11 protein-coding genes and 1 tRNA gene are annotated in these 19,354 nt (G+C 50.9%); 5 read left to right on the top strand and 7 right to left on the bottom strand.

Annotated elements, in window-relative coordinates; genetic code table 11:
• Nucleotides 1-31: 31 nt before the first annotated feature.
• From VIS94_11810 to tilS, 3 genes are all read right to left on the bottom strand, one after another.
• Nucleotides 32-889, bottom strand: coding sequence for a peptidyl-prolyl cis-trans isomerase (locus VIS94_11810; GenBank protein HEY9161759.1), 858 nt, complete (start codon nt 887-889; stop codon nt 32-34).
• Complete coding sequence (mfd, locus tag VIS94_11805) at nt 849-4,193, bottom strand: transcription-repair coupling factor (GenBank protein HEY9161758.1); 3,345 nt, start codon at nt 4,191-4,193, stop codon at nt 849-851. Before mfd ends, VIS94_11810 begins: the two co-directional genes overlap by 41 nt.
• A 79-nt stretch (nt 4,194-4,272) precedes the next feature.
• Nucleotides 4,273-5,559, bottom strand: a complete 1,287-nt coding sequence (tilS, locus tag VIS94_11800; protein HEY9161757.1) for a tRNA lysidine(34) synthetase TilS — start codon at nt 5,557-5,559, stop codon at nt 4,273-4,275.
• Nucleotides 5,560-5,693: 134 nt separating this feature from the next.
• On the opposite strand from tilS, the gene VIS94_11795 reads away from it, so the two are divergent.
• The 3 genes from VIS94_11795 (at nt 5,694) to VIS94_11785 (ending at nt 11,993) form a co-directional block, all read left to right on the top strand.
• Complete coding sequence (locus tag VIS94_11795; GenBank protein ID HEY9161756.1) at nt 5,694-8,009, top strand: TIGR03936 family radical SAM-associated protein; 2,316 nt, start codon at nt 5,694-5,696, stop codon at nt 8,007-8,009.
• 179 nt (nt 8,010-8,188) lie between these two features.
• Nucleotides 8,189-10,450: a PKD domain-containing protein gene (locus tag VIS94_11790; GenBank protein HEY9161755.1), complete on the top strand. Its 2,262-nt coding sequence runs from the start codon at nt 8,189-8,191 to the stop codon at nt 10,448-10,450.
• Nucleotides 10,451-10,643: 193 nt separating this feature from the next.
• The gene (locus VIS94_11785; protein ID HEY9161754.1) at nt 10,644-11,993 is read left to right on the top strand and encodes an alpha-glucosidase; all 1,350 of its coding nucleotides are present in this window, start codon (nt 10,644-10,646) and stop codon (nt 11,991-11,993) included.
• Nucleotides 11,994-12,074: 81 nt separating this feature from the next.
• Here the strand turns inward: VIS94_11785 and VIS94_11780 are convergent, their stop codons facing one another.
• The 3 genes from VIS94_11780 to VIS94_11770 all read right to left on the bottom strand — a co-directional run bounded on the left by VIS94_11780 (nt 12,075) and on the right by VIS94_11770 (nt 16,687).
• Nucleotides 12,075-13,445, bottom strand: a complete 1,371-nt coding sequence (locus VIS94_11780) for an aminotransferase class III-fold pyridoxal phosphate-dependent enzyme (protein HEY9161753.1) — start codon at nt 13,443-13,445, stop codon at nt 12,075-12,077.
• 133 nt (nt 13,446-13,578) lie between these two features.
• The gene (locus VIS94_11775) at nt 13,579-15,444 is read right to left on the bottom strand and encodes a UvrD-helicase domain-containing protein (protein HEY9161752.1); all 1,866 of its coding nucleotides are present in this window, start codon (nt 15,442-15,444) and stop codon (nt 13,579-13,581) included.
• Nucleotides 15,437-16,687: a peptidase U32 family protein gene (locus VIS94_11770; GenBank protein ID HEY9161751.1), complete on the bottom strand. Its 1,251-nt coding sequence runs from the start codon at nt 16,685-16,687 to the stop codon at nt 15,437-15,439. The genes VIS94_11775 and VIS94_11770 overlap by 8 nt, the downstream gene beginning before the upstream one ends.
• Nucleotides 16,688-16,782: 95 nt before the next feature.
• Here VIS94_11770 and VIS94_11765 point away from each other — a divergent pair.
• Both VIS94_11765 and VIS94_11760 read left to right on the top strand, forming a co-directional pair.
• Nucleotides 16,783-16,855 (top strand) — tRNA-Arg (locus VIS94_11765).
• A 256-nt stretch (nt 16,856-17,111) separates the two neighbouring features.
• Nucleotides 17,112-18,068, top strand: coding sequence for an SEL1-like repeat protein (locus tag VIS94_11760; protein ID HEY9161750.1), 957 nt, complete (start codon nt 17,112-17,114; stop codon nt 18,066-18,068).
• 10 nt (nt 18,069-18,078) lie between these two features.
• On the opposite strand, the gene VIS94_11755 is transcribed toward VIS94_11760, so the two are convergent.
• Entirely contained in the window at nt 18,079-19,248 is a 1,170-nt protein-coding gene (locus VIS94_11755; protein ID HEY9161749.1) for a hypothetical protein, read from the bottom strand.
• Nucleotides 19,249-19,354: the final 106 nt, after the last annotated feature.

The raw sequence follows: 19,354 nt of genomic DNA, 5'->3' as shown, positions 1-19,354 counted from the left end.
AACCGGTTTCAGGCGGGAATTTACCTGCTGCTTACATGTAAATCCCGATAAAGTATTCGCTCATGATCTGTTTGAGCCAGTGTTCGAATGCGTCTTCCCTGGCCTTTTCCGTCAGGTCCGCCGCAATCTGGTCTTTCGCTTCTTCAAAATTTCTCGCACCCACAACGTCGCGGCCGGTAACCATGAAAATGCACCAGTAGTCGTTGATCTTCAAAGGGGGCGAGACGTCTCCCACCTTTGAGTTTTCAAGCGCCTTGGCCGCAACCGAATCGAGAGCGTCCAGAGGCATCCAGCCCAGGTTGCATTTCCCGTCTGTCAGGATATCGGAATACTCGAGGGCCACATCGTCAAACGGCGCGCCCGCTTTTATTTCGGCCTCGGCCTTGTCCGCCTTTTCCTTGTTATCCTTTATGGCGATCTGCTTCAGTTCAAGAGACGGTTTTCCGGAATATTCGGGATTATTTTTGAATTCATCCCTGATCATCTGGGGTGTAACAACGACCCTCGACGTAACCATAGTGTCCATGAGGGCTTTTCTCATCATCATTATCCTGGCGGTATCTTCGCTGATCTTGTTCGCCTCAGCCAGTTCCTGGACCTGCTTCTTGTTTATAGGGGCCATGCCGTATTTTTCGTAGGTCTTCTGCACAACGACTTCTTCTATCATCAGTTCAAGTATCTGGCGCGAGCGGACCTCGTTATTCGGGCTGATGCCCACGAGCAAAAGCCTCCTGTTCAGATCGGAACGCATGATCAGCTGCTTGTCGACAACTGCAACGATACCGTCGATAGTATCCGCATGGACTGTGACGGAGCGCATTAAAACAATACACGCTAAAATCACCAGACTAAGCAGCAGTTTTTTGAATGAGCCTTTCGAGTATTCCATGAATCTCCCGTATGTCCTTAATTGTTATTCCGGCCATGCCTTCTTTTGTAAGTCTGCCCTGTTTCTCAGTGACTAAATCTATCAGGTCATGGATGTTTACCACAGTATCACTGCTAAAGTACAGCTTCAAAAAGTTCTCGGCAAGCTCGAGTTTCCTTATTCTCAGGCGCTTCATCATGCCCCTTGTCTCGGCTATGAAAAGCAGCGCCCTGACAGGCCCCGGCACAGGGCCGTACATATCTATAAGCTCGTCCATGACCCCGGGGATATCTTCCGGCGAAACCGTGGCAAGCTTCTTATACAGCCCCAGCCTCAGGTGCTCTTCCGGACAGTAATCCTCAGGTATGTAGGCATCGATGCCCAGCTTGATCTCCGGGTCGAGTCCGGGAGTGACGGTCTTGCCCTGAAGAAGCGAAACCGCTTCTGCAAGCATCTCCTGATAGAGTTCGAAGCCGATTGCCGTGACATGGCCCCACTGGTTATGGCCCAGTATATCGCCCACCCCCCTTATTTCCATATCACGCATGGCCATCTGGAAGCCTGCGCCGAGCGATTCGTATTCCTTGATGGCGGAAAGCCTTTTGCGCGCGTCCTTCGTAACCCTTCCGGTCTCGGGTATGAGCAGCAGGGCATGGCCCTTCAGCTTGGAGCGGCCGACCCGTCCCCTGAGCTGATAGAGGTCGGCCATGCCGAATTTGTCCGCGCGGTTTATGATGATGGTGTTCGCATTGCCGATGTCTATGCCGCTTCCTATGATGGACGAGGACACCAGAACGTTTATCCTGCGGTCGAGAAACTGCTCCATGACCTTTTCCAGTTCCCTCTTCGGCATCTGGCCATGGGCCACTCCTATACGGGCGGCAGGACATATGCGCCTGATATAGTCGGCCATGTAATCGATGTTGGCCACGATGTTATGGACGAAAAAAACCTGCCCCCCCCTGGCAAGCTCCCGGTCGATGGCGTTGACAATGGCCTCGTCGTCAAATCGTGAAATCTCGGTATCTATTGATTTTCGCTCGGCGGGCGGCGTTTCGATTATGGAAAGGTCTCTTATGCCCGATAGCGACATATTGAGTGTGCGCGGGATGGGAGTCGCCGTAAGCGTCAGAATATCGAGCTCGGCCCTTTTCGATTTTATCCTTTCCTTGTCCTTGACCCCGAATCGGTGCTCTTCATCGACGATAAGAAGCCCGAGGTCCTTGAACCTGACATTATCTGAAATGAGCGTGTGCGTGCCTATAAGTATGTCGGCTGCGCCCGTTTCGATCGCTTTCATGACGTTTTCATTCTGCTGTGAGGTTGCAAACCCGGAAAGTGCCTCTATGCGAAGCGGCCAGCGCTCGAAGCGTTCTCGGAAATTGCTCAGATGCTGGCGTACAAGGAGTGTCGTCGGGACAAGTATGGCTGTCTGCTTTCCCGACATGGCCGCAACAAAGGCCGCCCTCATGGCCACCTCGGTCTTGCCGTAGCCGACATCGCCGCATACAAGCCTGTCCATGGGCCTTGATGATGCCATATCCGCATAGACGTCCTCAATCGCCTTCTGCTGGTCGTCAGTCTCGTCATAGGGAAAGTCGTCTTCGAATGCGCGCACCTGCTCGGTGTCCACATCATATGAGAACCCGTGCGAGCTTTCGCGTTTTGCATATATCTGAAGCAGTTCGGCGGCCAGCTTCCTGGCCGATTCACGGGCCTTTTCGGTCACCCTGAACCAGCGTGTGCCGCCAAGTCTGTCGATTGTGAGCGCGTCAGTATCACCCACATAGCGCTGTATCATTGCAAGCCGGTACACGGGCAGGTAAAGCTTGTCGCCCCCTACATACTCGAGAACGACAAAATCGGAGGTTATGCCGTCGAGGGTAAGCCTTTCGACACCTTTGAAAATACCGATGCCGTTGTCACGGTGCACGACCGCATCTCCCACTTCAAGCTGGGTGAACGGATTGACTATGGCCTGGCGTCTTGCGGGTTTTCTCTGCCGTTTTACGCCGAAGGCCTCTTCGGCCGGAATTACGGCAAGCCATTTTTCAGGCAGAACGAAGCCCGATGAGAGCTGATTTTCATTGATGAATATGCCGGGCCGCCTGTGAAGGTCGAAAAGAGGCCTTTCAAACCGTTTTGTATCCGCGCCGCGGGTGATGAGCGCATACTCGACTTTCTCGGCAAGCATGGAGGACCCTGCGGTAAGGAATACGGTGAATCCCTCGGCAGCCAGCCCTGCCAGACGCTCAGGGGCTTTCTCGGGGGCGCCTCCTGTTCTGAAGTCATGCCATGAAAAGCCAGAGGTCCCGCCCGTAATCGAAGTCAGGATGTGCCCGTGTACTGTTGCGGAATCGACAAACGCCTTCTCGGCAATCATCAAATCCCCGGGATGAAGCATACATGCCGGATCGGCAGCCTTGTCATATGCCCTTATATATTTTGAATAGAAACTCTCCCATGCGGTCTTCAAACCCTCTTCATCAGGGCCTACCAGAATGAAATCCCTGCCCATGTAATCGAATATGGTGGCCGTTTCTTCATAAAATACAGGGAGGTAGGCCTCAATGCCGGGGGCCATGACCCCCTGTTCGATATCCTCGATAAGGGCAGAGAGGTTTTCACCCTTGAGCCTTCTTAATCTGGGCCTCGCCGTCTTTATGTTATCCGGCGTCAGAAGAACTTCCGAGACAGGCATAACCGTACATGAAGGATGGCCTTTGGTCTGAGCCGACTTCTTAGAACGCTGGCTTGAGAGGCTGAAGACCTTTATCTCCTCTATCATGTCGCCGAACATGTCGAGCCTTACCGGCTCATCCATGCCCGGTGAGAATATGTCCATCACGAAACCTCTCATGCTGAACTGGCCGACATCGTCAACCAGCGGCTCACGGGTGTAGCCCATGCGGATGAGGTTCATGGAGAATTCCTCCCTGTTCAGTTCGGCCCTGAGGTTCAGTATCATGACGGCATCTTTGAGGGCCTGTCTGGGCAGAGTGTAGGGAAGCACGGCATTGATGGGCGCGATAACGATATAGGGACCCCCGTCAACCAACTTGACAAGCACCTCTATTCTGGCTGCAGTTACCTCTTTCGACGGGCTGTCCCCCTGATAGGGCCTGACATCAGGGGCCAGAAAACAGAGTACACTGTTCTGCGGAATAAAGCACGCAAGGTCGGCCTTGGCCCTGTACATATCCTCATCGCTCTCAACAAGCCACAGTATGTTTTTTCTGAGCGCCAGAAACTCCTCTGCGATGAGCATGGCCTGAAGAGACGGGGGGTAGGTGCCTATGGACATTCCTGCTATTCCGGCCTTCATTCAAACGCTCCCTTCGTAGGCTGCGTCGGAATGCTCCTCGGCATCATCTGGAATAAAGAACGGAATTATAAACATATTCTCAAGCATCATAAGGAAATACCGTTTTGATATCGCTTATATCAAGCACACCGGCAACAGATACGATAGCTCCGTCCATGATCACTACGGGCCAGTATTTTCTGAGAGCAGGGGGGATGTGTCTCTCCTGAAAAATTGCGGTCACCTTTTTATCCTGCACCTTATCACCGGGGAGATAAAACCTTACAGTCACATTCAGGCCGTCAGTAATGCCTTTGATCTCAAGATTTTTTCCTATGGGATTCACCTGATAAACGCCGTTATGATAAACAGCAGCCCGGGGTTTGTCAGGGCATGCACCATCAGACAAAGACAGCAAATGAGCGGACGGATATTTTTCAAATGACAGGTATTTATCGTCACTTTTGATGCTGACCCTGCGCATTATCGTATGCGCCCTGCTTTTTCCCCTTATTACCATCAAAGCCTGCTCCACATCCGTTGCCGGTATCCCGCGCGGGTCTCCCTGCATGTCAGCCGAGATCTTTATGATCATCCGGTGAATGAGGGCCTCCGGCGCATATTTCAGCTTCTGAGCATCATAAACCCGGCACACGTTCCAGTCGTGAATCAGGGCGCTCTCGATAAGCCTGTCTGTTTCGTCTGCTATATATGAGTTCTCGACAGCCGCAATCGAGGCAAATCTCGAAATTGCGGTTTCGGCAAGCGGGTTGATTTCCCTCATGAGGGGGAGAATTTTTTTTCGTATGAGATTTCTCACCAGAGTGAGGTCACTGTTCGTCTGGTCAGTCACAAACCTGATATCATTCTTTCGGGCAAAAGCCTCGACCTCGGCCCTTGTTATGTTAAGCATCGGCCTGATAAGACCGTCGGGTCTTGCATGCCCCATACCGGCCATGCCCCTAATACCCGTTCCGCGAACCAGCCTGTAGATAAGCGTCTCGGCCTGGTCATCGGCCGTATGTCCTGTTGCAATGAACGGAAAGCCCAGCCTTTCCCTGCATTCATATATGGCCTCATACCGCCTGATGCGCGCAGCTTCCTCGAGGTTGGAAATTTCAGGATCCATCTTCAATTCATAAAGACTCGCCTCGACCCCCAGGACGGCACAGGTATCGAGCACGAACTGCGCATCCCCAGGCGCCTCGCATCTGAGGCCGTGGTCGACCGTAACGGCATGGAGTTTTAAACCCAGTTCCAAGGCCGCATTTTTCATCAATCTCAACAGCACCATCGAATCGATGCCGCCCGAACAGCACGCCAGTATACCATCGCCGGGCCTTACACCGCACAGTTCCGTCAGTGTTTTTTTGAACCTCTCAAGCATGATCTCGGCTTTTAGTATCATGGAAAATAGCGGTCAAGTGGAATAACGAGCAATTTTCATGTGCATCTTTATCGAGCGGGTGATAAACAGACCATGTCTTTTAAGTGAAAACTTCCGGAGGAAATATCTCGTTTATGGAAATCAAAGGACTCGAACAGGTCTTGAAACCCGGCCGCTATACCGGCGGAGAGGTGAACCAGGCCGCAAGGTCTGACTCTGAAGTAAAACTCCGCTTTGCCCTGGCCTTTCCCGACGCCTATGAAATAGGCATGTCGCATTCGGGACAGAAGATACTGTACCATATCCTCAATTCGATCGAGGGCGTATGGGCGCAGCGCGTCTTTGCACCCTGGCCCGACATGGTTTCGCTCCTTGAAAAAAACGGCGAACCCCTTTTCTCGCTGGAAGAAAAAAGGCCTCTTGGAATGTTTGATATCGTTGGTTTTTCCCTCATGCACGAGCTTTCATACACAACGGTGCTTAAAATGCTGAGACTCTCAGGCATTCCACTTTATGCAGCGGACCGCAAAAAGACCGACCCCATAATTATCGCAGGCGGAACATGCACATCCAGCCCTGCCCCTTACTTACCATTCTTCGACCTGATCGTAATCGGCGACGGCGAAGAGGTCGTGGCTGAAATAGCGCGGATATGCCTTGATACAGAAGACCGGGACGAACGCATGGAAGCGATGAGCGGGCTTGCAGGCGTTTACATGCAGGGCTCGTCCGCCAGACCGGTCCGCAGGATACTGCCTGACCTTGATAAATACCCTTTCCCGTCGGACATCATCGTTCCCAATATTAATATAGTCCATGACAGGCTGGGAGTGGAAGTCGCGAGAGGCTGCACAAGGGGGTGCCGCTTCTGTCAGGCGGGCATTATTTACAGGCCATACAGGGAACGTTCTTTCGGCTCGGTCATGGATACATTCAGGAAGGGCCTGAAGGCAACCGGCTATGACAACCTCGCCATGACCGCCCTTTCGATAACCGACCTGAGCTATCTGGCAGACATAATGGAATCGCTCAACTGCCCGTCGCGTGAGATATCCCTCGGTGTGCCTTCCATGCGTGTCGAGGGAATGACAGAAAGGATGGCCGACATCATTTCATCGGTGAAGAAGCCCGGCTTCACTCTCGCGGTAGAGGCAGCCACAGAGCGGTTGAGAACGGTCATAAACAAGGGCAATACAGAAGACGACCTTTTGCGAAGTATCGGAATTATCAAGAAGCAGGGCTGGAAGCTCATCAAACTATATTTCATGATAGGCCTGCCCACCGAGACCGATGCCGATGTAGAGGCAATCGTCAGACTTTCAAGAAAGATTGCGAACGCATTCAGGGGCGGTGTCAATGTGAGCGTTTCCACATTCATACCCAAGACATTCACACCCTTTCAGTGGGAGGCGCAGATTGATCCAGTCAGGCTTAATGAAATCCTCAGGTACTTCAAGGGCGAACTCAGGGACAGAAAGATAAGTCTCAAATGGACCGAGCCCGGGTTCTCGGTTCTGGAAGGCGTCTTTTCCAGGGGAGACAAAAGGCTTGCAGGCGTCATAGAAAAGGCATCCGGACTGGGCGCCTACCTTGACGGCTGGTCGGACACCTTCAGGAACGATGTATGGATGAAAACCTTTGATGAGGAAGGAATAGACCCGGAAGATTACCTCAGGAAAAGACCTTTGAATGAAACACAGCCGTGGGAATTCATCGATATGGGCATAAAAAGGGATTTCCTCATCCATGAAAGGGAACTCGCATACACGGCTGAGCAGAGCCCTGACTGCAGGGAGGATGCCTGCCTCGGGTGCGGGGTATGCGAAGGTGACATCAGAAACATCATCAGGGGACCTGCAGAAAAGATCGAGCTTTTCTCAGAAAAGGCACAGGGCCGGTTTCCATATGTTATAGGATTTTCAAAGATGGGGGCCCTGTCGCTCATCGGCAACAGGGACTTCATCGAGATGATGAAGCGGGCCGTGAGAAGGGCAGGACTAAGGGCTTCCTATTCCGAAGGGTTCAGTCCTGCCATGAGGCTTACCCTCCTTCCGCCCGTATCACTTGGAATAGCATCGGAAGACGAATACATGCAGCTTGATCTTGCAGACGACCTGTCGGCGGAAGAAGTTTACGCAATGCTTTCAGGCCATATGCCTGAAGGTTCAATCATGAAAACATGCGAAAAGGGCAGGCTTAAACAGGTCGCATCCTATACGTTCAGGCTTGTAAGGCCATTAAAACTCAATCTGCCGGAAGGCGCCGCAATAAGAAAGGGCGAGGCCGAGCTTGCTGTTAAAGATTATCTTGAACAGTACAATGAAACCACACTCAAAATACGCTTTGCAGGCGGGAGAACCATATCGCCTGTGCTCCTTATAGATACATTCGGGGAAGAAAAATTGCTGCCGTCGGAGATATTCAAGACAGAAACCACCTTCAGTGTGTGATAACTTATAAGATTAATCCTTTTTTCATAACTCATGTAACATTCTGTTATTCGATTGTGGGGAATGAAAAGTTCTGCATCTTGACTTATCAATGCATAAGATTATTATTGGAAAGATTAGTAAATTTTATAAATGTAACTTTTAAATATAATTAAATAAATAAAAGCGGGGAATGAAAAATGAAAAAAACATTATCGAATTTTATCGTCCTGGTAATTGCAGCACTCGCTATTATTTCGACCGGCTGTGGAGGCGGCGGCGGAGGCGGCGGCGGTACATCAGAAGGTGAAGAGAACAAGTCTCCAGTTGCAATTACAGGACCCAACCAGACAGTTGCAGAAGGCTCACTTGTCACTCTTGATGCATCTAATTCAAATGATCCGGATGACGGGATTACCTCTTATTTATGGGAACAGACCGGAGGACCTTCCGTAATCTTATCCAACCCCTCTTCAGTAAAACCATCTTTTACAGCACCCAGTGTGGGTCCAGGCGGTGCTGCACTTACATTCAGATTGACAGTGACCGATAAAGGAGGCCTGAAATCGACTGCAACCTGTATAGTCAATGTCACCTATTTGAATAAGCCGCCATTTGCAGACGCCGGACCGGATCAAACTGTTACAGAAGGTTCAGTTGTAACACTCGATGCATCAAATTCGAATGATCCGGATGACGGCATTGCATCATACCTATGGGAACAGACAGAAGGTCCTTCAGTAACCCTTTCTGATGCAAGTGCCATAAAACCCGTATTTATAGCCCCTGATGTTTCCGAGGATGGGACTGCCCTGAAATTCAGGCTGACAGTAACCGATAACGGCGGGCTCAAATCGACTGCTACATGTATTATCAATATTACCGGTACAAACGATCCGCCGACAGCAGAAGCCGGAGCTGACCAGACAGTCAATGAGGGTGCTCTTGTAACACTCGACGGCTCGGGTTCGACTGATACTGACGATGGGATTGCTTCCTATCTATGGGAACAGACTGGCGGACCTTCCGTTACCCTCTCTAATTCCAGCGCGATCAAGCCAACATTCATTGCCCCTTCTGTGGGCTTTGGTGCGGCACTTACATTCAGGCTGACGGTAACAGATAATGGAGGACTGAAATCGAGTGACACATGTATTGTCAATGTTACCAATGTGAACAAACCGCCCGTGGCGGAAGCAGGACCTGATCAGACTGCTTACGTAGGCTTCATCGTCACGCTTGACGGCTCGGCCTCAAATGATCCGGACAATGACGATATTTCCTATCAATGGCAGCAGACAGCAGGACCTGCGGTTACACTGACCAACGCCAATACCGCCATTACCCAGTTCACGGCCTCTGTTGCAGCCGGATCCGTCCTGAGCTTCAGGCTTACAGTGACCGACATCTGGGGACTGCAGTCGAGTGACACCATTACTGTCACAGTACAGGAGAACCCCAAGAAGCCTGCCCAGACTGCACTCTACACTGCTTATGCCGGTATCGGGTACGGACGGGCCGATTACACTACAACGGACGACGACGAGTTCCTCTACAATGTCATGCTTGACGACCTGAACACGATTACCGGAAACCTTGTCCTTGATACAATCTTCAACGATCCTGACGCGCTTGCCAAACTTCTAAGGCTGGTCCTTATCATCCCATTGACAACCACATTCAACTACACATATCCCGATACCGGCGTTGCGTGCAGCATAAAGATTGTGCCTGGGTCCCTGGTGCATGGCTACCGGGCTTTTACAGGCGATTTATCTGTCAACTTCAGCGCAACCGGGTACCCATGGGAAAGCTGCCTGTATTACGGCAATGAGGGCGGTGTTGACCTGACCGCAAACGTATCGGGGTATTACAAGGCCACCTCGAACGGGCTTGAGTATCTGTTCCTGAACTCGGTGACGATAACTCCAATGACCACGCTCAAGGCTGTTTATCCAAAGGGTGAGGTCAGATACAACCTGTGGAAGATCGCATACAAGACCTACTACGGGACGGTCGACCCGACTTATCCCGATGTCGGATCCGATACTCCCATCAACATGAAGATTGTTCCCACACTCATCACTGAACCTGCATCGGATGCAGATTTCCGTGACTACGACCTGAGCGGCGGCTTTTCTCTCAACGGCAACGCCTACACGCTCGGTTCTTCAAGCGAACCAGTTAACTACAAGCAGAAGCAGGAAAACGGCCAGACCCTCATATACATTTCAGGAAAGCTTGTTGCCCCGGGTTTGACTGATCCGGTAACAGTCTCAACACCTGCCGCCAACCCGGTCACACGAAACATATACGGTTTCTGGAATTCAGGACAGCTGAATTTCGCAGGCCTTACCGGCGCATCCCAGACTGTGTTCAACAGCAACTACTCCTGCACGTTCTCGGGCGGAAATCAAATTGCCTGGACGGTTGCTGGGTGGCAGAACGCCTTGGAGCCTTAAACACGTCAGGGGATGGCAGACCTTGCCATCCCCTTCAATATGAAAATCCATTCCTGTGTAGTTTAAACCGCCGGAAATACCTCTAAAGATTTATTTACACTATTCATACACTTCGATAAAATGGCATGGATAGCAACGGTTCTGTTGACCTTATGCTTCGGACAAACTTTTAAAAACGACAGGGGGGCTTTAAATGAGTTCAAAAATCGTACTTATCGGCGCAGGCAGCGCACAGTTCGGCTATGACACCATGGGGGATATCTTCCAGAGTGAAGTGCTCCCGGGCAGCCGGATCGTGCTGCATGACATCAATCCGGTGACGCTTGAAGCTGTGCACGATAATGCTGAGAAGTTCATCAGGGAAAAGGATTTGCCGTACACGGTCTCGGCCACTACAGATCGCAAGGAGGCCCTCAAAGGCGCTGATTTCTGCATTATCTCGATCGAAGTAGGCGATCGATTCATGCTATGGGATTATGACTGGCATATGCCCCTGCATTTCGGTCTGAACCAGGTTATGGGTGAGAACGGCGGCCCCGGCGGGCTTTTTCATGCGCTTAGAATCATTCCGCCCATTCTGGATATCTGCGCCGATATTCAGACCATCTGTCCCCAGGCAATGGTATTCAACTACAGCAATCCCATGACCAAGATCTGCACCACGGTACACCGCAGGTTTCCGGATCTTAAATTCGCAGGCCTGTGCCACGAGATTTCATCCCTTGAAGAGCATCTGCCAGGTATTCTGGGAACACCCTTTGAAAATCTTACATTGCGCGCCGGCGGTTTGAACCACTTCAGCATTCTGATCGAGGCCGGCTACAAGGACAGCGGCAGGGATGCCTACCCGGATATCAGGGCCAAGGCCCCGGATTATTTCGGCGAGTTCCTGTCTCTGGATGTGGTCATAAGGGAGTTGAAGCGGGTCGAAGCCGGTTCCACACCCATGAGCGAGCCGGCGCTGAGGGCGCAGGCCGGCAAATGGGCCGAGCGCCACATTTTCAAGATCCTGCTGGAACGGTACGGATATCTGCCAATCACTTCCGACAGCCATCTGGGAGAATATATCGCATGGGCACATGATGCGGCCGACAACAAGGCCGTCATGGAATTCTGGCTTTACTATAAGCAGTGGCTTGCTGAAGCAAAACCGGAGATCGAAATCAAGCTGCATGAGCGAGTTGTGCCCATCATGGAAGGCATCATCACGGATTCGGGCTACGAGGAGGCGGCCGTGAATCTGCCCAATGAAGGATATATCGAAGGTTTGCCTTCCTTTCTGGCGGTCGAGGTGCCTGCTGTCGTGACCAGACATGGCCTTAAAGGGATCCGCCTTGAAAACTATCCCAAGGGCTTCAAGGCTTTGCTCTCAAACCAGATCGGCACCAACGACCTGATCGCCGATGCCGTTATAAACGGCTCGCGCGAGCTTGCCTTCCAGGCGCTCCTGGCAGATCCATGCGTGAACAAGTACGAGGCCGCCGCCAAGGTGTTCGACTACATGTTCGTCCTGCAGGAAAAGCACCTGAGCTATCTGAAATAGAACAAAGCAGGATAAAGATCAGGCCGGCAGTTTTCAGCGAATCACATATTTGTTTTATGAAGCTGCCGTTTGATATCCTGGCTATGACGTTGTCGTCTCCGCATCGGCAATAGCGAGGGCCTTGTCGAAAACGCCCATGGCAAAGTCGATCTCGTCTTTCGTGACTGCCAGAGGCGGGGCAAGCATGATCACGCTGGCGACCCCCGGCAGACAGTAGACGCCGTTTTTCAGGGCCTCGGCCAGGACCTTCATCTTGGCGGTAGCAGGTCTCGGGCCTTCTACGAACATGTCATGCAAGGGTTCCTTAGTTGCACGGTCCTTCACCAGTTCCATACCGACAAAGAGACCCTTCCCGCGCACGTCGCCCACGCTCGGATGCCTGTCCTTGAGTTCGCAGGCCTTTTCCATCAGATATTCACCCATCAGGGCGGAGCGCTCAACCAGGCCGTCCTCGATATAGGCCTCGATTGCAGCGACGCCTGCGGCCATGGCCAGGGTGTGCCCGCTATAGGTGTGGCCGTGGACATAGGCCTGATCCTCGAACGCGCGCGCGACACTCTCTCTGACGCTTGTCGCGCCCAGCGGCACATAGCCTGTCGTGATACCCTTTGACATGGTGATGATGTCAGGCACAACACCCCAGTGATCGATTGCAAACCATTTGCCGGTCCTGCCGAAGCCGACCATGACCTCATCGCATATAATGAGAACTCCATACCTGTCGCATATCTCCCTTACTTTCTGCCAGTATCCATCAGGCGGTACGTAAAGTCCGTTCGCCCCTACGATGGGCTCGGCCACGAAGGCCGCCACACGCTTTTCTCCGCCTTCAAAGCGGATGACATCTTCGACATGCCTGGCGCACTGAAGGTCACAAGCTGGATAAGTCATGCCGAACGGACAACGGTAGCAGTACGGGTCAAGACAGTGGATGACGCCCGGTATGGCCGGTTCGCTGCTCCAGTTCCTGAAGTCACTGCTCAATGCCATGGCCCCGAAGGTCGAGCCGTGGTATGCCCGGTAGCGGGCTATTATCTTGTCTTTCCCTGTGGCGAGCCGGGCAATCTTTATGGCGCCCTCATTGGCCTCGGCCCCGCTCGTGGAAAAAAACGTCTTCGAAATGTCGCCCGGCGTTATGTCTGCAAGGAGTTTTGCAAGCTTCGCCTTGGCCTCTGTCGCAAAGGGTGATGCCGACGCGGGCAGCCTCTGCGCCTGAACATGTATGGCCTCCACAACCCTGGGGTCGGCGTGCCCTAAATTGCTGAATACGAACATCGAGCTGAAATCCAGATACTCTTTACCGGCAGTGTCATAGAAATAATTTCCGCTGGCATGATCGATTATCAGGGGATTAAGCGATTTCTGGGCAGCCCAGGGGTATAAGACATGGGCCTTTTCATACTTGAGGACTGTTGCCGCATCCAGTGTTCCCTCATATGTTTTCGAATTCATACGATCCACCTCACAGAAAAATATTTCCTATGTTATTGTATTATATAATAAAATCCAAACCATAAAAAGATAGCCCCAATTAACAAAAAGTAAGAAAAACCCGAGCGGGAGCCGTGAATAATGCTTTAAGGTTTTACAACCCGTCCCTTATCTCATTGAGGAACCCCGACGGATACTGGAACGATTCCCTGCCGTAGAGTGCGCGGACCCTGGCCCATGAAAGATGCGCCTCTTTCCTCGCCCTTGTTATTCCGACATAAAGGAGCCTTCTTTCCTCTTCGATATCGGAATCTTCCGTCATTGATTTGGAGTGCGGGAGGATCCCCTCTTCAAGTCCGAGAATGAAGACATGGTCGAATTCGAGACCTTTGGACATGTGAAGCGTCATGACACTGACCTTTTCACCCTCCGACCTGTCCGTATTGGATATCAGTGATTTCTCTTCAAGAAAATCCTGGAGGCTGTTTGCCCCGTATGCGCTCGCAACAAGCTCTTTCAGGTTCGTAATCCTGTCTTCGCCGTCCACCTCGGACTTGATCTCATCCCTGAGTCCGGTGATGTCGAGAGTCAACGTTATGAGATCGGCTACATCCATTACTGATGAAGCCTCTTTTATCCTTGCAGTCTGAGTGATGAAATCCTTCAGACCTTCCGCCGTTTTTCCCTTGACCACACCAGCGCTGATTGCTTCTTTCAGAGCTTCAAATGTTGGAATGCCTTTCTTCTTTGCGAAATCCTGAAGAAGGAGGACCGTCTTCGGCCCGATGCCTCTGCCCGGTGTGTTGATGATCCTTAAAAGGGCGTCCTCATCTCTGGGATTGGCCGTTATGCGCAGGTAGGCAAGCACATCCTTGATCTCCCTGCGCTCGTAAAATCTTATACCGCCGAACACCGCGTACGGAATCCTGCTGCGAACGAGGTTTTCTTCGATCACGCGCGATATGGCATTGATCCTGTAAAAGACACCAATATCTGCGGGATTTACACCACCTTCCACAAGCTTTGCTATTGTCCTCGAGACACTGGCAGCCTCGACATCGGCATCGGCGTATTCCCTCAGGGTAACGCCCCCCTCCTCCTTCTTAACCGGCTTCAACGTCTTGGGAGCACGTCTGGAATTATACGAAATGAGAGAGGATGCGGCATTAAGTATCTCCTCTGTGGAGCGGTAGTTCTGTTCCAGTGTGATGACCCTCGCCTCGGGAAAATCCTCCTTGAACCTGAGTATGTTGCCGACATCGGCTCCACGCCAGCCGTATATGGACTGGTCGTCGTCACCAACCACACATATGTTCTTCTCGTTTGAAACAAGACCCATGAGCATGACATACTGCGCCATGTTGGTATCCTGATATTCATCGACAAGGATATAGGGAAACATGTCATGATAGCGTTTTCTCGCTTCGGAAAACTCGTTTAATATCTGCCCCGGAACCTTGAGAAGGTCGCCGAAATCAAATGCCACGTATTCCTTTTTCCTTTCTTCATAGAGATTGATTACCGGGACAGGATCGAAGTTTAGCCTCAGGTTGAAATATTTATAGTCCTGGAGCGTGTCCTTTGCCATGGAGATGAGCCATGCGATCTGCGAGTCCGTTCCCTTGTTAGTTTTTATCCTGAGGTCCTTGAGGCATTTTGCTATCAGCGAACGCTGGTCTGCGGCATCGTATATGGTAAAGCTCCCGGGATAGCCTGTCCTGTAGGCCTCGCGCCTGAGCATCCAGGCCCCGAACGAGTGGAACGTGCCCGCCCACAATCCGGATGATGCATTTCCGAGCATTTCGTTGAGCCGGGTCTTCATCTCGCCCGCCGCCTTGTTTGTAAATGTGAGGCACAGGATGCGGTGAGGATTGATGCCGCTCTTTATGAGGTTTGCCACCCTGTGGACAATCACCCTGGTCTTGCCGGAGCCTGCCCCAGCAAATATTAAGAGCGGCCCGCTGATATGGTTGACGGCCCTTTTCTGATCGTCGTTGAGCCCGTCGAAAAGGTCATTCATTTCTTTTGCGCCTTTCTATTACTTTGTCGCCTTCGCTGTATGGTTTCCTGACAAGTTCTCCGGCAAGAGGACTGAAAGGCAGCCTGACTTCGAAAAAGCTGTTGGGCCTGATTTTTGAAACAGGAGCACCATCTTGAGTCGCACCGTTAAGAGTGAATTTTTTTCTTTCTCCCGATGCGGACATCCATTCAAGCTCCATGCCCTCGATGAGCGGATTTCTCGCTTCAAGCATTGCCCTGTCACCGGTTGCTAAGATTACTCGCGCGGCAAGATGATGGCTGTGTTCATAGCCTTTAAAATCGTATTTCATGCTTTCTGATCCGGGAGTACCATTGAAAAAGCCTGTGAAGTATTCGCGGTTGCTGGTCTTTTTTATCTCCTCCAGCCAGTCCGGTTTGATTGAGAACCCTTCAGGATCTGCAAGGTATGCATCACGTGCCTCTTTGTAAACCGATGTCACGGTCGCCACATATAAAGGCGTCCTGTTCCTGCCCTCGATCTTCAGGCCGTCGAGTCCCAGCCGCATGACATCGGCAAAGACAGGCAGAAGGCAGATATCCTTTGAATTATAGAGGTAGGTGAAACCGTCCTCTTCGATAACCGGCATGTACTGTGAGGGCCTGGTCTTCTCTAGAAGGGCGTAATCCCACCTGCACGGCTGTGTGCATTCACCCCTGTTCGCATCCCTTGCATTCAGATAGCTGCTTATAAGGCATCTGCCTGAAATGGATATGCAGACACTACCGTGGATGAACACCTCCAGTTCGGTGGAAACATTTTTTCTTATAAATCCTATTTCATCCGCGGAGAGTTCCCTGGCAAGTATCACCCTTTTTATCCCGAGCCCTGTCCATGCTTTTATAGCCGGCACATTTACCGTATTCGCCTGAGTGCTGAGATGAAGCACAGCCCGGGGCCAGATTTCTTTCACGAGAGAAGCAACACCTATATCAGAAACTATTACCGCATCGATCCCGGCATTCCGGGCGGTTTCAATGCAATCCTTAACAAGACCCATATCTCTGTCATGCGGGTAAATATTGAGCGTCAGGTATACCCTGACGTTTCTGTCATGGGCGTATTTAACAGATTCCTTTAATGTTTCATGCGAAAAGTTCCCTGCTTTGGCCCTAAGGTTCATGCCGCCTGCGAGCCCCATGTAAACTGCATCCGCCCCGTAAAGACATGCGGTTTCCAGCATTTCGCGGTTTCCGGCAGGGGAAAGTATCTCGGGTTTTTTCATGATTTAAAAAGCTATATCGCATGAAATGCCAACTCACAAGCAGGCATTTTCCTCTTGACGTTAATGAGCCCATGATATTAAGAAAAATACCTCACGCCCCCGTAGCTCAGTGGATAGAGCACAGGATTCCTAATCCTGGTGTCGCAGGTTCGATTCCTGCCGGGGGCACTTTTTCTATGCGGTTCGGAGATTATTGCAGGAGTCTGGACGGAAAGTTCCTGCATGCCCTTCAGAACGACATAGCTGCATATTTCCTCACACTCGAAATTGCTTAAGATTGAACAGCCCTGCGCTTCGGTTCCTTTCATTGTTGAGCAGGTGAATTCACCTTAATGGCATTTTGTCTTTGCTCTGGACAACAGGGTTCGTATTGTACATAGATTGATGTCAAAAAAACAGGTAAAAGAGGTCAAGGAGAAGAACCATGAAAAAGATTGTAGCACTTATCGCTTTCTTTCTCATTGCCTGTTCGGTCCCTGCTTTCGCGGACTACATTAAATCTCTAAACAGCGGGGACTATGATGCTGCGCTTAAAGAGATTCAGCCTCTTGCAATAAAAGGTGATGCAAAAGCCCAGTGCTATCTGGGATACATGTATTCAAACGGCCAGGGCGTGAAGCAGAACTATACTGAGGCTGCAAGATGGTTCCGGAAGGCCGCCGATCAGGGCTATGCCGAGGCACAGTGCAACCTTGGACTGTCGTATGATTCAGGTCAGGGCGTCCCGAAGGATCAGGAAGAGGCTGTGAAATGGCTCAGAAAGGCTGCCAGCCAGGGGTTTGCAGAGGCACAGGGCATACTGGGTGTCATGTATTATAACGGCAGGGGTGTGCAGCAGAACTATGTCGAGGCCGCAAAATGGTACAGAAAGGCTGCGGAACAGGGCTCCGTATGGGCGCAGGGCTTTCTGGGGATAATGTATTATAACGGCCAGGGCGTGAAACAGGACTACGCCGAAGCCGCACGATGGTACAAAAAGGCTGCGGAACAGGGCTCTGTCAATGCACAGTTCAACCTGGGGGTCATGTATTCTGCAGGCCAGGGTGTTCCCAAAAGCGCAACCGATGCAGTGAAATGGTACAAGATGGCCGCCGAGAATGGTGATGCCGGTGCCCAGCTCAACCTGGGGCTCATGTATTCGGCAGGTCAGAACGTAAAGCAGGACTATTCCGAAGCATTTCTATGGTTGAACCTCGCAGCTGTTCAGGGCAACAAAGAAGCAGAAAAAGCGAGAGACATGATAAGAGAGATGATGACCCAGGAACAGCTCGACAAGGCCAGAGAGCTGACTGAAGATCTGAAAAAGAAGATCTCAAGGAATGCCAGGCAAACCGTGGGCAAACCTGCAAAAAAGGCTCAGGGCAGTAATGTGAAGAATTGAATGAAGCGCATCATGGTCCTGTAATATTCTTTTCAACAACCACGCCCGTATATTTATCAATCACTATCGTCGCATTCATACCAAGGGCCTTTGTGTTTGTCCTGACAACCCACCTGCCATCATCTTCTCCGGCAGTCACATCATTGAATTTCCAGCCTGATTTTTTGCAGGCTTCTTCTGCAATTCTAATGGCTTCTTCACGGCTTAAAGGGTTCCCGGATATTTCTATTTCGATCGTGTTGGATTTAATTGAGACCAGTTCAATTTTCTTAAGCAGTTCTCTGTTTTTAATGATTTCCTTTTCACGTTTCTTCCAGAATTCATTTGAATTTCTGCTGTTCCAGTATTCATCCGAGTACATGCCGTACCACTCCCATTCCTTGAGTGCTACAGTCGAATACCTTATGAAGATATAATATTTGCCCGGTTTGACAAGTTTGAAAGCATTGCTGAAAACAAACCCGCCATCGAAGAGTTCCGCCGATTCGCCGGAAAGGACTTCAATGAATTCATCCGGAGTCAGCGGATTGACAACCTTGCACATCGGGGCGAATATGTTCTCAGGTGTTTTACCTGAAGAATCCTTGATCTCGAAAACGCACTGCGGGTATCTAAAGCCCCGTGCAGAACCATCCAGACATCTTACCAGCAGGGCCGGCGTGTTCATGTTGTTTTTCACCTTTGCCCAAACGATAATCTCCTCTCCTGGTTTATAGGAATATTTTGATGAAGAGAGACCTATCGAAAAGGCATCTTCTGTTTCATAAAATGCAGTTGTTTTTAAATCGACGGCGGTTTTTGAAAGGTCAAAAAATACGGTTTTATCGCGCAATCCTTTTTCAAGTTTCTCCAGATATTTTTCAATCAACGGCTTCGGTCCCGATACCTGCCATTCTACGAAAAACCCTCCCCCGTTGAAATCCGCCTTTACCAGAATATCATATAAACGATAGCGCTTACCGCCAAATTCACCGATTTCCTTCATCGGGTCGAGGTAATCCGACAGCATCTCGAGTGTCAAAAACTTGCCGCTTATATTGTATGCACTGTTCCCTTCATTCCCGTCATAGTAAAGCCTGTCGCAGACCACAGGCCTTCCTTCGCTCATGCAGATGGCAGGCACAGATAAAATGATGAACAGAACAATTATGGCCGATGATGCCCTGACTTTTTCAGACATATCCCGCCTCCGGTTCTTTTCTTTTCATGACTCTGTGTAATTATAAATGTCCCGGCATCGGTTTTTCTTCGGTTCCCGCATTTATCCTTTCTGCCAGGACATTTTG

The sequence above is a fragment of the Desulfomonilia bacterium genome, from assembly GCA_036567785.1.
Lineage (GTDB): Bacteria > Desulfobacterota > Desulfomonilia > UBA1062 > UBA1062 > DATCTV01.
This window is presented reverse-complemented; position numbering and strand designations above follow the sequence as displayed.

Excerpts from the sequence above, each read along its gene's own strand:
- VIS94_11790 (HEY9161755.1), top strand. The coding sequence starts at position 8,189 with ATGAAAAAAACATTATCGAATTTTATCGTCCTGGTAATTGCAGCACTC.
- VIS94_11785 (HEY9161754.1), top strand. The coding sequence starts at position 10,644 with ATGAGTTCAAAAATCGTACTTATCGGCGCAGGCAGCGCACAGTTCGGC.
- VIS94_11755 (HEY9161749.1), bottom strand. The coding sequence starts at position 19,248 with ATGTCTGAAAAAGTCAGGGCATCATCGGCCATAATTGTTCTGTTCATC.
- VIS94_11760 (HEY9161750.1), top strand. The coding sequence starts at position 17,112 with ATGAAAAAGATTGTAGCACTTATCGCTTTCTTTCTCATTGCCTGTTCG.
- mfd (HEY9161758.1), bottom strand. The coding sequence starts at position 4,193 with ATGAAGGCCGGAATAGCAGGAATGTCCATAGGCACCTACCCCCCGTCT.
- VIS94_11780 (HEY9161753.1), bottom strand. The coding sequence starts at position 13,445 with ATGAATTCGAAAACATATGAGGGAACACTGGATGCGGCAACAGTCCTC.
- VIS94_11775 (HEY9161752.1), bottom strand. The coding sequence starts at position 15,444 with ATGAATGACCTTTTCGACGGGCTCAACGACGATCAGAAAAGGGCCGTC.
- VIS94_11810 (HEY9161759.1), bottom strand. The coding sequence starts at position 889 with ATGGAATACTCGAAAGGCTCATTCAAAAAACTGCTGCTTAGTCTGGTG.
- VIS94_11770 (HEY9161751.1), bottom strand. The coding sequence starts at position 16,687 with ATGAAAAAACCCGAGATACTTTCCCCTGCCGGAAACCGCGAAATGCTG.
- tilS (HEY9161757.1), bottom strand. The coding sequence starts at position 5,559 with ATGCTTGAGAGGTTCAAAAAAACACTGACGGAACTGTGCGGTGTAAGG.
- VIS94_11795 (HEY9161756.1), top strand. The coding sequence starts at position 5,694 with ATGGAAATCAAAGGACTCGAACAGGTCTTGAAACCCGGCCGCTATACC.